Source organism: Streptomyces sp. NPDC008150 (assembly GCF_042956945.1).
Classification (GTDB): domain Bacteria; phylum Actinomycetota; class Actinomycetes; order Streptomycetales; family Streptomycetaceae; genus Streptomyces.
The window spans coordinates 269,678-283,553 of the sequence record NZ_JBIBHJ010000012.1 but is presented as its reverse complement, the minus strand read 5'-3'; the positions used below and the strand labels follow the sequence as shown (position 1 = coordinate 283,553).

Here is a 13,876-nt window from a genome sequence, read left to right as displayed (position 1 = left end):
GCCGAACCGGCCCTGAAGCGACGGGAGTTCACCGCCCGGCGGATGCCTCACGCGCGCAGTCGCAGGCCGCGCGGAGTCGCCACGAATCCCGCGCCCTCCAGCAGCGTGCCGAGCGGGGCGTTCAGCGCGGAGGCGCCGTTGACGCGCTCCACGGTGAGGGTGCCGAGAGAACCCGCGCGGGCCGCCGCCGCCAGCGCCTCGGCGGCCGGCCCGAGACGCGGGTCGTCGCCGGCCGCGCCGTCCGGGTCGGCCGGCCAGGCCAGCAGGGTCTTGCCGCCGCGCTCCACGTACAGGGTCAGCTCGCCGTCGACCAGGACGACGAGCGAGCCCGCCTTGCGCCCCGGCTTGTGCCCGGCCTCCGTCGGCGACTCGGGCCACGGGAGCGCGGCGCCGTAGGCGTTGGCGGGGTCGGCGGCGGCGAGGACGACGGCGCGGGACGCCGCGGCGGTACGGCCGGAACGGTCGCCGCCGCCTCGCCGCGCGGGCGACTCCCAGGGGGCGGGCGGGCGCGCACTGCCGCCGGGGGCCTCGTCGGGGGCGGTGCCCGCTGCGGCGGTCTCCGCGAAGTCGTCCGTGAAGGCGGAACCCCGCGCCCAGGAGCCGGCGCCGGGCCCGGCGAAGTCCTGGAGGGGGAAGCCGTCGGGGCTGCCGCCGCCGAACGCCGGTTCGGGCTCGGGCGGAGGCGCGACGGTGCCCCGCTCCCGCGCGGTGGCCACCGCGCGCAGCCGGTCCACGGCGCCGTCCATCGCGAACTGCGCCGCGCCCAGCCCCTCCACCACGTAACCGCGGCGTGCCTGGCCGCTGTCCTCGAACACCGACAGGACGCGATACACCGCGGAGAAGCCGCCCTCCACGCCCTCGGCGCCGACCGCGCCCCGGGTCACCACACCGTGCCGGTCGAGGAGGGTACGGGCCAGCGCGTGGGCGCGGACCGTGGGGTCGGGCTCGCGCTCCGGGAGCAGTGACCAGCGGCCTGCGACGGTCGGCGGCCCCGTGCGGGAGGCCGTGCGGGCGGCGGCCGTCAGGGTGCCGTACCGGCCGCGCGGCACGGTGCGGCGGGCGCGGTGCGCGGTGGAACCGGCGGTGCGGCCCGAGCCGAGCAGCGCGCGCAGCGGGGCGAGCGTGTCGTTGGTGAGCCGGCCCGACCAGGCCAGGTCCCAGAGCGCGTCGGCGAGTTGGGGGTCGGTGGCGTCCGGGTGCGTGGTGGCGCGGACCTGGTCGGCGATCTGCCGGAAGAACAGGCCGTACCCGCCCCGCAGCGCGCCCAGCACCGACTCGTGCAGGGCCGTCGGCTCCAGCGGGTGCGGGGGCGGCAGCAGCAGGGGTGCCGTGTCCGCCACGTACAGGGAGACCCAGCCGTCCTTGCCGGGCAGCGACCCCGCGCCCGCCCAGACGATCTCCCCGGCGGCGGTCAGTTCGTCGAGCAGCGCGGGCGTGTAGCCGCCGACGCGGGAGGGCAGGACCAGCCGTTCCAGCGCGGACGCGGGGACGGACGCGCCCTGCAACTGCTCGACGGCGCGCACCAGTCCGTCGGCCCCGCGCAGCCCGTGTCCCGGGCCGATGTGCTGCCACTGGGGCAGGAACTGGGCGAGAGCGGGCGGCGGCACCGGCTCCAGCTCGTGCCGCAGGGCGGCGAGCGAACGCCGGCGCAGCCGCCGCAGCACGGTCGCGTCGCACCACTCCTGGCCGATGCCCGCGGGGTGGAACTCCCCTTGCACGACACGGCCGTTGGAGGCGAGCCGGTGCAGCGCGCCGTCGGTGACCGCCACGCCGAGGCCGAACCGGGCCGCCGCCGCGGTCGACGTGAACGGGCCGTGGGTACGGGCGTACCGGGCGAGCAGGTCGCCGAGGGGGTCCTTGACCGGTTCCGTGAAGGCCTCCGGGACGCCCACCGGGAGCGCGGTGCCGAGGGCGTCCCGCAGCCGCCCCGCGTCCTCGATCGACGCCCAGTGGTCGGCCCCGGCGATCCGCACCTGGATGGCGCGACGGGCACGCGCGAGCTCCCCGGCCCACGCGGGATCGGCGCCGCGCTCGGCCAACTCGGCTTCGGTGAGCGGCCCGAGCATCCGCAGCAGGTCGGCGACACCCTCGGCGTCCTTGATCCGGCGGTCCTCCGTGCGCCACTGGAGCTCGCTCTCCAGCTCGGCCAGGACGTCCGCGTCGAGCAGTTCGCGCAGCTCCGCCCGGCCCAGCAGCTCGGCCAGCAGGTGCGAGTCCAACGACAGGGCGGCGGCGCGGCGTTCGGCGAGCGGCGAGTCGCCCTCGTAGAGGAACTGCGCCACGTAGCCGAACAGCAGGGAACGGGCGAACGGGGACGGCTCCGGGGTGGTGACCTCGACCAGGCGGACCCGGCGGGACTCGATGTCGCCCATCAGCTCGGTGAGTCCCGGCACGTCGAAGACGTCCTGGAGGCATTCGCGGACCGCTTCGAGCACGATCGGGAACGAGCCGAACTCGCTTGCCACCTGGAGGAGTTGGGAGGCGCGCTGGCGCTGCTGCCAGAGCGGGGTGCGGCGGCCGGGGCTGCGGCGCGGCAACAGCAGCGCGCGGGCGGCGCATTCGCGGAACCGGGACGCGAACAGGGCGGAGCCGCCGACCTGTTCGGTGACCACCTGGTCGACCTCGCTCTTGTCGAAGGCGACGTCCGCCGCGCCCACCGGAGCCTGTTCGCCGTCGTACTCGCGGCCCGCCCGGGTCGGTTCCTGGTCGAGCAGGTCGAGGCCCATCACGTCCGCGTCGGGCAGGCGCAGCACGATGCCGTCGTCCGCGTGCATCACCTGCGCGTCCAGGCCGTACCGCTCGGACAGGCGCGCGTTCAGCGCGAGCGCCCACGGGGCGTGCACCTGGGCGCCGAACGGGGAGTGTACGACGACCCGCCAGTCGCCCATCTCGTCGCGGAAGCGCTCCACGACGATCGTCCGGTCGTCGGGGATGTGGCCGCACGCCTCGCGCTGCTCGGCCAGGTAGGAGATGACGTTGTCCGCGGCCCACGCGTCGAGGCCTGCGGTCAGCAGGCGCAGCCGGGCGTCCTCCGCGGAGAGCGCGCCCACCTCGCGCAGGAACGCGCCCACCGCGCGGCCCAGTTCGAGCGGCCGGCCGAGCTGGTCGCCCTTCCAGAACGGCAGCCGGCCCGGCACGCCCGGCGCGGGCGACACGAGGACCCGGTCGCGCGTGATGTCCTCGATCCGCCACGAGCTGGTGCCCAGGGTGAAGACGTCGCCGACGCGCGACTCGTAGACCATCTCCTCGTCCAGCTCGCCGACCCGGCCGCCGCCCTTCTTGGGGTCGGAGCCCGCCAGGAACACCCCGAACAGACCGCGGTCGGGGATGGTGCCCCCCGAGGTGACCGCGAGGCGCTGCGCGCCGGGACGCCCGGTGATCGTGCCGGTCACCCGGTCCCACACCACGCGCGGGCGCAGCTCGGCGAACGCGTCGGACGGATACCGCCCGGCGAGCATGTCGAGGACGGCGGTGAACGCCGACTCCGGCAGTGAGGCGAACGGCGCCGCCCGGCGCACCGTCGCCAGCAGGTCGTCGAACTGCCAGGTGTCCAGGGCCGTCATCGCGACGATCTGCTGCGCCAGGACGTCCAGCGGGTTCGTCGGCACCCGCAGGGACTCGATGGCGCCCGTGCGCATCCGCTCGGTGACCACCGCGGCCTGCACCAGGTCGCCCCGGTACTTCGGGAACACCACGCCCGTGGAGACCGCGCCCACCTGGTGTCCCGCGCGGCCCACGCGCTGGAGGCCGGAGGCCACCGACGGCGGCGACTCCACCTGCACGACCAGGTCGACCGCGCCCATGTCGATGCCGAGCTCCAGGCTGGAGGTGGCGACCACCGCGGGCAGCCGGCCCGCCTTCAGGTCCTCCTCGACGAGCGCGCGCTGCTCCTTGGAGACCGATCCGTGGTGCGCGCGGGCGATGACCGCGGGCGCGCCCTGGGCCGCGCCCGAGCCACCCATCAGCTCGGCGGGCGAGTGGTGCTCGTCCAGCGGCTCGCCGGTCGCGCGCTCGTAGGCGATCTCGTTGAGCCGGTTGCACAGGCGTTCCGCGAGACGGCGGGAGTTGGCGAAGACGATCGTCGAGCGGTGCGCCTGGACGAGGTCGGTGATGCGCTCCTCGACGTGCGGCCAGATCGACGGCTTCTCCGCGCCCTCGGAGCCGTCGGCGACCGGGGAGCCGCCCAGCTCGCCCAGGTCCTCGACGGGGACGACGACCGAGAGGTCGAACTCCTTGCCCGACTCGGGCTGGACGATCTCCACCCGGCGCCGCGGCGACAGGTAGCGCGCGATCTCGTCGACCGGACGGACCGTCGCCGACAGGCCGATCCGGCGGGCCGGGCGGGGCAGCAGCTCGTCAAGCCGCTCCAGGGACAGCGCGAGGTGCGCGCCGCGCTTGGTGCCCGCGACCGCGTGCACCTCGTCGAGGATCACCGTGTCGACGCCGGTCAGCGCCTCGCGCGTGGCCGACGTCAGCATCAGGAACAGGGACTCGGGGGTGGTGATCAGGATGTCCGGCGGGCGCGTGGCCAGGGAGCGGCGCTCGGCGGGCGGGGTGTCGCCTGAGCGGATGCCGACCTTCACCTCGGGCTCGGGCAGCCCCAGCCGCACGGACTCCTGCCGGATGCCGGTGAGCGGGCTGCGCAGATTGCGCTCGACATCGACCGCGAGGGCCTTGAGCGGCGACACGTAGAGCACCCGGCAGCGCTTCTTCGGGTCGGCGGGCGGCGGTGCCGAGGCGAGCTGGTCCAGGGCGGCGAGGAACGCGGCCAGCGTCTTGCCCGAGCCGGTCGGGGCGACCACCAGCACGTCCGAACCCTCGCCGAGCGCCTGCCACGCGCCCGCCTGGGCCGCGGTGGGCGCGGAGAACGCCCCCGTGAACCAGCCGCGGGTCGCGGGCGAGAAGCCGTCGAGGGCTCGGTGTGCGGAGCTGACCATGGACCCATCCTGCACCCGGCCACCGACAACGTGCCCCGGGGCGGGACGCGCCCGCCGGGCACGTCGCGGCGGCCCGGCGGGCGCCGGGGATCAGCCGACGGGGCGGCCGTGGGCCCGCAGCGTCCGCAGCGCGTCGATCGTCGCGGCCGGGCGGGAACCCGGGCCGGCCGCGGGGGACCACGGCGCCCGGCGCTCCGGCCAGCCGCCGTCCGCCCGCTGCCCGGCCGCGAGGACGTCCAGGGAGTGCGCCATCTCGTCCCGGGTGAACCAGGCGCGGGCCGGCGAGTCGGGAGTGCGCGCGAGGACGTGCGCGACGGACACGGCGGGGGACTCCGTACGGGGGACGGGGGCCGCGGCGGGGGCGCCCGGGACGGCCGCGGCGACGGGCATGGGCGCGTCGGCGGGCACGGGCACGGGCGCGAGGGCGGGCGCGGGCGCGAAGGCGGGCGCGGGCCGCCGTTCGCGCACCAGGGCGCCGAGGCGCGCGGCGGCCGCCTCCGCGCGGGCACGGTCCGGGACGGCGTCCAGGAACATCACGGCCGCCTCGACCTCGGACAGGTCGGGCCCGGTGCCCTCCGGCGACCCGGCCGCCAGCGACTCCACCGCGCCCCAGCAGAAGTCCGTGGCCCGGAACAGCCACGCGTGCCACACCCGGCCGCGGTGCAGGAGGCCCGCCACCGGCCCGGTGACGAGCAGCGACCCGCGCTCCGCGGCACGCGGCGGCGCGAAGGCGTGCGCGGCCGTCGGGGCGTGCGCCGCGGTCCCGGGCGCGGGCAGCCCGCCGTCCGGGGCGGACACGGACGTCAGCCAGCGGCACACGCGCTCCGCGCGCCCGCCGCCCAGCCGCCCCACCGCGTCCAGGACGTACAGCGCGCGTGCGGTGTGCGCGGTCCTGCCCGCCGGACCGCGCAGACCGGGCTCCAGCGCCCAGCCGTAGCCCCCGTCGTCGTCGAGGTGGGCGTCCACCGCGGCCTCCACGGGAGCGGGGGCGCCGTCCCGGAAGTGGTGCGCGAACAGCCGTTGCTCCAGTACGCGCGCGGAGTCCCGGAGGAACCGCTCGGCGCGCACCGCCGGGGCGTTCTCCGAGGACGTACGGGGGAGTGGGGAAGCTCCTGAGTCGGCCATGCGACAGACCGTAGGGGGCGCGGGGGCGCGCAGCGGGCGGTCCCGGTCTCCGTCCCACTTCAGGGGGCGGAATACTGGGGGCATGCGGTTGACGGTCTTCTGGGAGCGGATGGCGGAGCACTTCGGTGCGGGGAACGCCGAAACCTTCGCGCGCGATCACGTGATGTCGGAACTGGGCGGACGCACGGTCCAGGAGGCCCTCGCCGACGGCTGGGAGGCCAAGGAGGTCTGGCGGGTGGTCTGCGGCGTCATGGACGTTCCGGGAGAAAAGCGCTGACCGGTCACAACGAACGCGGGACGGCGGCACATTGTCGGCGCGGTGGGCGAGACTTGCTCCGTGGCACCCACTGACGAGACCGCGCAGCGCCCCCAGGAGGGCACCCCGAACGACCCGCCCCCCGCGGGGCCCCAGGCGTCCGGCGGTGGTGGCGGCCAGGCGCGCATGCCGCGCTGGCTCCCGCGCGCCCTGGTGCTCGCGCTCGCCCTCATCGCCGTTTTCCAGCTGGGCAGTTGGGCCTTCCACCAGCTCACCGGGCTGCTGATCAACATCCTCATCGCGTTCTTCCTGGCGCTCGCCGTCGAGCCCGCGGTGAGCTGGATGGCCTCGCGCGGCATGCGCCGCGGACTGGCCACCGGCCTCGTCTTCCTCGCCGTCATGATCCTCGTCGCGGGCTTCATCACCCTGCTCGGTTCCATGCTCGCCGGGCAGATCATCAAGATGGTCGAGGGTTTCCCGGACTACCTCGACTCCGTCATCAACTGGATCAACTCCCACTTCCACACCCACCTGAGACGGGTGGACGTGCAGGAGGGGCTGCTGCACTCCGACTGGCTGCGCAAGTACGCGCAGAACAGCGCCGCCGGTGTCCTCGACGTGTCCGCGCAGGTGCTCGGCGGACTGTTCCAGCTGCTGACGCTCGCGCTGTTCTCCTTCTACTTCGCCGCCGACGGGCCGCGGCTGCGGCGCTCCCTGTGCTCCGTCCTGCCGCCGGCCCGGCAGGCCGAGGTGCTGCGCGCCTGGGAGATCGCCGTCGACAAGACCGGCGGCTACCTGTACTCGCGCGGCCTGATGGCGCTCATCTCCGGGGTCGCCCACTACATACTGCTCCAGGCCCTCGGCGTGCCGTACGCGCCCGTACTGGGCGTCTGGGTCGGCCTCGTCTCGCAGTTCATCCCGACGATCGGCACCTATCTCGCGGGCGCCCTGCCCATGCTGATCGCGTTCACGGTGAACCCCTGGTACGCCCTGTGGGTGCTCGTCTTCGTCGTGATCTACCAGCAGTTCGAGAACTACATGCTCCAGCCGAAGCTCACCGCGAAGACCGTGGACATCCACCCCGCGGTCGCCTTCGGCTCGGTCATCGCGGGCACCGCCCTGCTCGGCGCGGTCGGCGCCCTGATCGCCATCCCGGTCGTCGCCACGCTGCAGGCGTTCCTGGGCGCGTACGTGAAGCGGTACGCCGTGATGGACGACCCCCGCGTCCTGGGGCGGCGCACCCGCCGCACCGCGCAGCCGGGCGCACTCGCCCGCGCGCGGGGCCGCTGGGGGGAGCGCGGGACGCGTCCCGCGGACGGCGACGGGGACGGGGGCGGTCGCACCGGCACCGGCACCGGGACCGGGACCGGGACGGACACTGACACCGACACGGACGAGGGGCCCTCCGGCTCGGGGTGAACCCTGCCGGACGACCCCGTCCGGCGCCGGGCGCGGACGTAGGCTCGGTGTGCGTGTGTGCGGCGTGGTGCGCTTGACACCAAAATCGAACATCCATTCTCATGAAATCTCCGGCAGGGCCCGCGACGGGAACTCCGGGAAGTCTCGGCGAGGCTTTCGAGGGGTTTTCGTACGGGAAGTGCCCGAGTTGTCCACAGGCCGGGCGGGCGTCGGGGCGCGTTGTCAGTGGCAGGCGTTAGCGTCTTTGACGTGAAGCGATCGACTCAAGCAAATCGGGTGGAACCCATGGCAGGAACCGACCGCGAGAAGGCGCTCGACGCCGCGCTCGCACAGATTGAACGGCAATTCGGCAAGGGCGCGGTGATGCGTCTGGGCGAGCGGCCGAACGAGCCCATCGAGGTCATCCCCACCGGGTCGACCGCGCTCGACGTGGCCCTCGGCGTCGGCGGTCTGCCGCGCGGCCGTGTCGTGGAGGTGTACGGACCGGAGTCCTCCGGCAAGACGACGCTGACGCTGCACGCGGTGGCGAACGCGCAGCGCGCCGGCGGCCAGGTGGCCTTCGTGGACGCCGAGCACGCCCTCGACCCCGAGTACGCGAAGAAGCTCGGCGTCGACATCGACAACCTCATCCTGTCGCAGCCGGACAACGGCGAACAGGCCCTGGAGATCGTGGACATGCTGGTCCGCTCCGGTGCCCTCGACCTCATCGTCATCGACTCCGTGGCGGCGCTCGTGCCCCGCGCGGAGATCGAGGGCGAGATGGGCGACAGCCACGTCGGTCTCCAGGCCCGGCTGATGAGCCAGGCCCTGCGGAAGATCACCAGCGCGCTCAACCAGTCGAAGACCACCGCGATCTTCATCAACCAGCTCCGCGAGAAGATCGGCGTGATGTTCGGCTCGCCGGAGACCACGACCGGTGGCCGCGCGCTGAAGTTCTACGCCTCGGTGCGCCTCGACATCCGTCGCATCGAGACGCTGAAGGACGGCACCGACGCGGTCGGCAACCGCACCCGCGTCAAGGTCGTCAAGAACAAGGTCGCGCCGCCCTTCAAGCAGGCCGAGTTCGACATCCTCTACGGCCAGGGCATCAGCCGCGAGGGCGGTCTGATCGACATGGGCGTGGAGAACGGCTTCGTCCGCAAGGCCGGCGCCTGGTACACGTACGAGGGCGACCAGCTCGGGCAGGGCAAGGAGAACGCGCGCAACTTCCTCAAGGACAACCCCGACCTGGCCGACGAGATCGAGAAGAAGATCAAGGACAAGCTGGGTGTCGGCGTGAAGAAGGAAGAGCCGGCGGCTGCCGAGGCCGGCACGGACACCGCTGCCCCCGCCGCGGCAGGCGCGGCGCAGACCGTGCCCGCTCCCGCACCGGCCAAGGCCACCAAGCCCAAGGCCGCGGCTGCCAAGAGCTGACCCGTGACGCGACGAACCGACTGGACCGAGCAGGAGGCGTGGCCCGCCGTCCCGGCGGCGGCAGCGACCGCCGGCGAGACCGGCGGAGGGCTCGCCGAACCCGGTGACGGCACCGGCGACGGACCGCCGTTCGGCGGCGGGGCGCGCCGGGGAGGGCGCTCCTTCGGCGAGGGGCGCCGTCGGGCGGACGGCGCGTCCGGGCGCCGGGGGCGTCGTCGGCGGGGGGCCGACGAGGCATTCGGCGGGGAGGGGGAGCCGGGCGCTCCGGAAGACCCGGGCGGCCTCTCCTCGCGGGGAGCCGGGCGGGAAGAACCTCCGGCGGACCCGGTCGAGCGGGCGCGGGCGATCTGTCTGCGCCTGCTCACCGGCACCCCGCGCACCCGGAAGCAGCTCGCCGACGCCCTGCGCAAGCGGGAGATCCCGGACGAGGCGGCCGAAGAGGTCCTGTCGCGGTTCGAGGAGGTCGGCCTGATCAACGACGGCGCGTTCGCGGACGCGTGGGTGGAGTCGCGCCACCACGGCCGCGGTCTCGCGCGCCGCGCACTGGCCCGGGAACTGCGGACCAAGGGGGTCGACGGCGCGCTCATCGACGAGGCCGTCGCCCAGCTCGACCCCGAGCAGGAAGAGGCGACCGCGCGCGAACTCGTCGACCGCAAGCTGCGCTCGACCCGCGGCCTCGACCGGGACAAGCGGCTGCGCCGCCTCGCCGGGATGCTCGCGCGCAAGGGCTACTCCGAGGGCGTGGCCCTGCGGGTGGTCCGGCAGGCACTGGAGGAAGAGGGCGAGGACACGGAGTTCCTCGCGGACGAGGGTTTCTGACCCCCGGTCACCCTGCGGCGCCGCGCGCCCTGCATCGCCCTTGTGCCTGCCGTGCGCGTGCGGTGGGCTTCTGGCGGTCGGACCTCCGGCCCGGGGTTGCGCAAGACGCGTCGTGGTCGAGCCTTCGGCTCACCGTGCGCGCCACTGGTTCGGACTCTGCGCCTCGCGCCTGCCGTCCCACACGGGGTGGGCTTCCGGCGGTGCACCCCAGGCGAGCCGCAGTCGGTCCGCCCGCCGTGCTCCACGTGCCGGGCGCGCCACTGGTTCGCCCTCGCCGCCTTGCGTCGCCCTCGCGCCTCGCTGTGAGCGGGCGGACGCGTACCCGGGGGCCTTCAGCGCCAGCAGTGGATCACCGGCCGGGGTGCATGGGCAGCTCGTGGGGCGGGTGCCGCTCGCGCTTCGCGCGCCGCGCACCGCCGGTTCGCGCCTTGTGCCCTGTGTTGCTTCTGTGTCCCGCATCGCCGGCGTGCCTGACAGCGCGCACGCGGTGGGCCTTCAGCGCCAGCAGTGGACCACCGGCCGGGGCGCACGCAGCTCGTAGTTGGGCCTCCCGCGCCTCCCGCGCCTCGCCCACCACTGGACTCGACCCCACGGCGGCCCCTGTGTGCCGCCCGCGCCGCGTCCCCCGCTGCCCCCGCCCGTCTCCCCGCACCCGTGCGGGTCACCCGTGGCGAGTGGTGCCGCGAGGGTGCCGGGTTCGGGGTGGGCGGGTGCTTCCGTTGGCCTCTTGCCGAATTCTTGCCGGGTTCTCATGCCGTGGGATCCCGGCCGGGGCCCTCCTTCCGGGGGCCCCGGCAGGCGTGCCTGGCTGGATCGGGCGGGTGGTGCGCGTCCGTCAACGCAACGGTCACCTGCGGTTTTGTCGTCGACGGGTGCTCGACTGCCGTTCGGAGAAGTCGAGTTGGCCGAGGTCAGAGGTGCTGGTGAGGCACGAGGGGCGCATGGTGTGCATGCTTAGTGTGCATTCCCGGTGGGGTGAGCATGTTTGGCTCAGGAGTAGCTTCCTGCCCGTCATAAGACCTTCACGGACAGTTCTGCCACCCACCGAAAGGCAGCCGAGCCCTTGAGTCCGATCCTCCGGCGTGCCCACGAGACGCTCCGACAGAAGTGCGGAGCCCGAGCGCGCCGCAGCTGAGCGCGACGTACACCGGACCTGTCACGAGCCGCCTGTCCGTCGTTCCGCCCTCCTGTCCCGGCGGCACCTCCCCGCCCCGCGACACCGCTCCGCCCGTGCTCACCCGCACGGGTCCATTCCCTCTGCCCAGCCGGTACGCCCGGTCAACCAGCCTGCCCGGAACGGCCGTTCGGCCGCCGCGTCGGGCCGCGGCATGTCCCGGTCCGGTCCGGACCGGCGGCCACCGCGGCCCCGCGGTCCCGTTCGCGCGCGCGTGCGTGCGCGTACGACCGCGCGGCGGGTCCGCGGTCGAGCCGGGCGGTCGGCACCGCTCTCCCGACTCCCCCGCACGTGCCACGAAAGGCGGCTCCACCCATGTCCCTGCCCGCCCGCCCCCGAAGAGCGCTGGTCGCCTCGCTCGTAGGCGCCGGCCTGCTCCTGTGCGGCTGCGGTCTCGACACCAGCAGTTCCGCGGACTCCGCCACCGACGACGGTCCCGTCACGATCGGATTCGTCAACGGGGGCAGCACGCAGTTCCACACCTGTCTGCAACAAGCCGTGTCGGACGCGGCGCAGAGCAACTTCGCGAAGCTCGTGACCGCCAACTCCCGGCAGGACGCGGACAAGGAGCTCGCCAACATCCGGGACATGATCAAGCGGCACGTCGACGCGATCATCGTGCAGACCGTCAACACCGACGCCCTCAAGGACGACATCGCCCTGGCGAACAAGGCGAAGATCCCGATCTTCCTGACGTCGGTCAGTGTCGAGCCCAGCAAGATCCTCGGCGCCGTCACGGTCGACCTCAACGAGGTGGGGAAGCTGGACGCCCAGTGGGTGGCCGGCGACGCGGGGGGCCGCAGCGTGCAGGTGGGCGTCATCGCGGGGGCGCCCGGCGCCGCGTCGGACCTGCTCGTCGGCGGCTTCACGAAGGCGCTGCCGTCCACCGCGGACGTGGTCGACAACCAGCCGGGGATGTACGACGACGCCACCGCCAAGGCCGTCGCGCAGAAGATGATCGCGGCCCACCCCGGCCTCAACTACGCGTTCGTGGCCAACGAGGAGATGGCCTTCGCCGCACGGAAGGCGTTCGACGCGGCAGGCGCGACGGGCGTGAAGATCGTGTCGGTCAACGGCACCGACGAGGGGCTGGCGGCCCTCAAGGACGGACGGTTGGCCGCCACCGTCTCCAACTCGGCAAACGACACGGGACAGTTGGCCGTCACGAACGTGGTCGGTCTGCTGCGCAAGGACAAGGTCGACAAGATCGACAAGACGCCGATCCGGCTCGTGACGAAGGGCAACGCCGACACGGCACCGCTGTACTGCCCGACGACCTGACGCGCGGTAAGGAGAGGGAGAGAAGGGCGGTGGGGGTGTCGCCGGAACGGCGGCAACAACCCCACCGCCCCTGCCGGTTGAGAGGTCCGGCGGCCCGGCGGCCCGGCGGCCGACCGGCGCTCATCGGACGACGCCGGTCAGGGCCCTGCGCCGCCCCGACCGTGCGGCGGTCCTCACTTCGTGACGGGCAGTCCCGCCGAGCGCCACGCCTGGAAGCCGCCGACCAGGTCGGTGGCCCGGTGCAGGCCCAACTGCCGCAGGGACGCGACCGCGAGGCTCGACGCGTAGCCCTCGTTGCAGACGACGACCACGCGCACGTCGTGGCCGGTGGCCTCGGGGACGCGGTGGCTGCCCTGCGGATCGAGGCGCCATTCGAGCTCGTTGCGCTCCACGACCAGGGCGTCGGGGATCAGCCCGTCCCGGTCGCGCAGTTCGGCGTAGCGGATGTCCACGAGCAGGGCATCGCCCGCGCGGGCCGCCTCGTACGCGTCGCGGGGCTCGACGCGGGTGTAGCCGTCCCGCACGCGCTCCAGCAACTCGTCGATGCCGACCGGCTGTTGACCGGTGCTCCCGCCGTTGGTGCCGGTGCTCACTGCCAGTCCTCGGGCCGCTCCACCTGCTCCAGGCGCAGCACCTGGCCGGTGCGGCTGTAGCGGCGGATCTGCGGCAGCGGCGGGTAGTACGCGTGCACCGAGATCGCGTGCTCCTCGGTGGACTCGTTGAGCACCTCGTGGACGTGGTGACGGCCGAAGGCGCGGCCCTTGCCCGCGGTGAGCCGGCGCTCGCGGTCGACGCCCTCGGTCAGTTCCAGGGTCTGCCAGCCGTCGGTGGGCAGCCGTGCGGCGAGGGAGTTCTCCTTGAGCGTGCCGGACGCGGTGAGGAAGGCGCCCTCGGAGTCGGCGTGGTCGTGCCAGCCGGTGCCGGTGCCGGGCGGCCAGCCGATCAGCCAGGCCTCGCTGCCACCGGGGCCGTCGAGCCGCACCCAGGTGCGGCCCTCCGGGTCGAGGGGGAGCGAGGCGACGAGTTCGGCGTCGGCGGCGGTGCGCCGTACGAAGTCGAGGAGTTCGGCCTGCGTCGGCGCCGTGGCGGTCGCGGGCGCGGAGGGTACGACAGAGGGAGTGACAGACACGGGAACCGTCCTGATGTGCGTTCGCGAGATGCGCACGGCACCCAGTGGTGACGCGCGCGGAGGAAGGAAGCGGAGTGCGAATTCAGCAGGACAGTCGACACACGCAGCCCGCGTACCGGACGAGGTCCATATGGACCCTCCGCCACAGGTGCACATCGGTGTCGGTCATGGCTCGGAGTACACCACGACAGTGCAGGTCGGTCAACCGTCCATCACTATGTGGACACCGGCCTGTCTCCCTCTTCCCGCCCCTCCCGGGCCGCCCCGGACGCGTCGTGATCGAGGCCGGACGGAGGCGTGCCGGAGCGTGCGCGGAGCGGAAG

10 protein-coding genes are annotated in these 13,876 nt (G+C 74.0%); 5 read left to right on the top strand and 5 right to left on the bottom strand.

What is annotated here, in order from left to right; all coding sequences use genetic code 11:
- Positions 1-47: 47 nt before the first annotated feature.
- Both ACFZA0_RS27510 and ACFZA0_RS27505 read right to left on the bottom strand, forming a co-directional pair.
- Complete coding sequence (locus ACFZA0_RS27510) at positions 48-4,937, bottom strand: ATP-dependent helicase (protein ID WP_391021796.1); 4,890 nt, start codon at positions 4,935-4,937, stop codon at positions 48-50.
- A gap of 90 nt (positions 4,938-5,027) precedes the next feature.
- Positions 5,028-6,062, bottom strand: coding sequence for a hypothetical protein (locus tag ACFZA0_RS27505; protein WP_391021794.1), 1,035 nt, complete (start codon positions 6,060-6,062; stop codon positions 5,028-5,030).
- 82 nt (positions 6,063-6,144) lie between these two features.
- Between ACFZA0_RS27505 and ACFZA0_RS27500 the strand changes: the two genes are divergently transcribed.
- The 5 genes from ACFZA0_RS27500 to ACFZA0_RS27480 all read left to right on the top strand — a co-directional run bounded on the left by ACFZA0_RS27500 (position 6,145) and on the right by ACFZA0_RS27480 (position 12,424).
- Positions 6,145-6,339, top strand: coding sequence for a DUF3046 domain-containing protein (locus ACFZA0_RS27500; protein ID WP_391021793.1), 195 nt, complete (start codon positions 6,145-6,147; stop codon positions 6,337-6,339).
- A gap of 60 nt (positions 6,340-6,399) precedes the next feature.
- Complete coding sequence (locus ACFZA0_RS27495) at positions 6,400-7,737, top strand: AI-2E family transporter (protein WP_391021791.1); 1,338 nt, start codon at positions 6,400-6,402, stop codon at positions 7,735-7,737.
- 285 nt (positions 7,738-8,022) lie between these two features.
- Positions 8,023-9,150 carry a recombinase RecA gene (gene recA, locus ACFZA0_RS27490; protein WP_391021789.1) on the top strand — a complete coding sequence of 376 codons (1,128 nt, stop codon included), beginning with the start codon at positions 8,023-8,025 and terminating at the stop codon, positions 9,148-9,150.
- 3 nt (positions 9,151-9,153) lie between these two features.
- Positions 9,154-9,969 (top strand): recombination regulator RecX, encoded by an 816-nt coding sequence (gene recX / locus ACFZA0_RS27485; RefSeq protein WP_391021787.1) that lies wholly within the window; start codon positions 9,154-9,156, stop codon positions 9,967-9,969.
- 1,489 nt (positions 9,970-11,458) lie between these two features.
- Positions 11,459-12,424 carry a substrate-binding domain-containing protein gene (locus ACFZA0_RS27480; protein ID WP_391021785.1) on the top strand — a complete coding sequence of 322 codons (966 nt, stop codon included), beginning with the start codon at positions 11,459-11,461 and terminating at the stop codon, positions 12,422-12,424.
- A gap of 173 nt (positions 12,425-12,597) precedes the next feature.
- Here ACFZA0_RS27480 and ACFZA0_RS27475 read toward each other — a convergent pair whose 3' ends face one another.
- The 3 genes from ACFZA0_RS27475 to ACFZA0_RS27465 form a co-directional block, all read right to left on the bottom strand.
- A complete protein-coding gene (locus ACFZA0_RS27475) occupies positions 12,598-13,023 on the bottom strand; it encodes a rhodanese-like domain-containing protein (RefSeq protein ID WP_391021838.1) in 426 nt (141 codons plus the stop codon).
- Positions 13,014-13,553: a cysteine dioxygenase gene (locus ACFZA0_RS27470; RefSeq protein WP_391021783.1), complete on the bottom strand. Its 540-nt coding sequence runs from the start codon at positions 13,551-13,553 to the stop codon at positions 13,014-13,016. Before ACFZA0_RS27470 ends, ACFZA0_RS27475 begins: the two co-directional genes overlap by 10 nt.
- Before the next feature lie 82 nt (positions 13,554-13,635).
- Complete coding sequence (locus ACFZA0_RS27465) at positions 13,636-13,722, bottom strand: putative leader peptide (protein ID WP_391021837.1); 87 nt, start codon at positions 13,720-13,722, stop codon at positions 13,636-13,638.
- Positions 13,723-13,876 lie beyond the last annotated feature (154 nt).

Coding starts and splice junctions, on each gene's coding strand:
- ACFZA0_RS27510 (WP_391021796.1), bottom strand. CDS start 4,937: ATGGTCAGCTCCGCACACCGAGCCCTCGACGGCTTCTCGCCCGCGACC.
- ACFZA0_RS27505 (WP_391021794.1), bottom strand. CDS start 6,062: ATGGCCGACTCAGGAGCTTCCCCACTCCCCCGTACGTCCTCGGAGAAC.
- ACFZA0_RS27465 (WP_391021837.1), bottom strand. CDS start 13,722: ATGACCGACACCGATGTGCACCTGTGGCGGAGGGTCCATATGGACCTC.
- recA (WP_391021789.1), top strand. CDS start 8,023: ATGGCAGGAACCGACCGCGAGAAGGCGCTCGACGCCGCGCTCGCACAG.
- ACFZA0_RS27480 (WP_391021785.1), top strand. CDS start 11,459: ATGTCCCTGCCCGCCCGCCCCCGAAGAGCGCTGGTCGCCTCGCTCGTA.
- ACFZA0_RS27500 (WP_391021793.1), top strand. CDS start 6,145: ATGCGGTTGACGGTCTTCTGGGAGCGGATGGCGGAGCACTTCGGTGCG.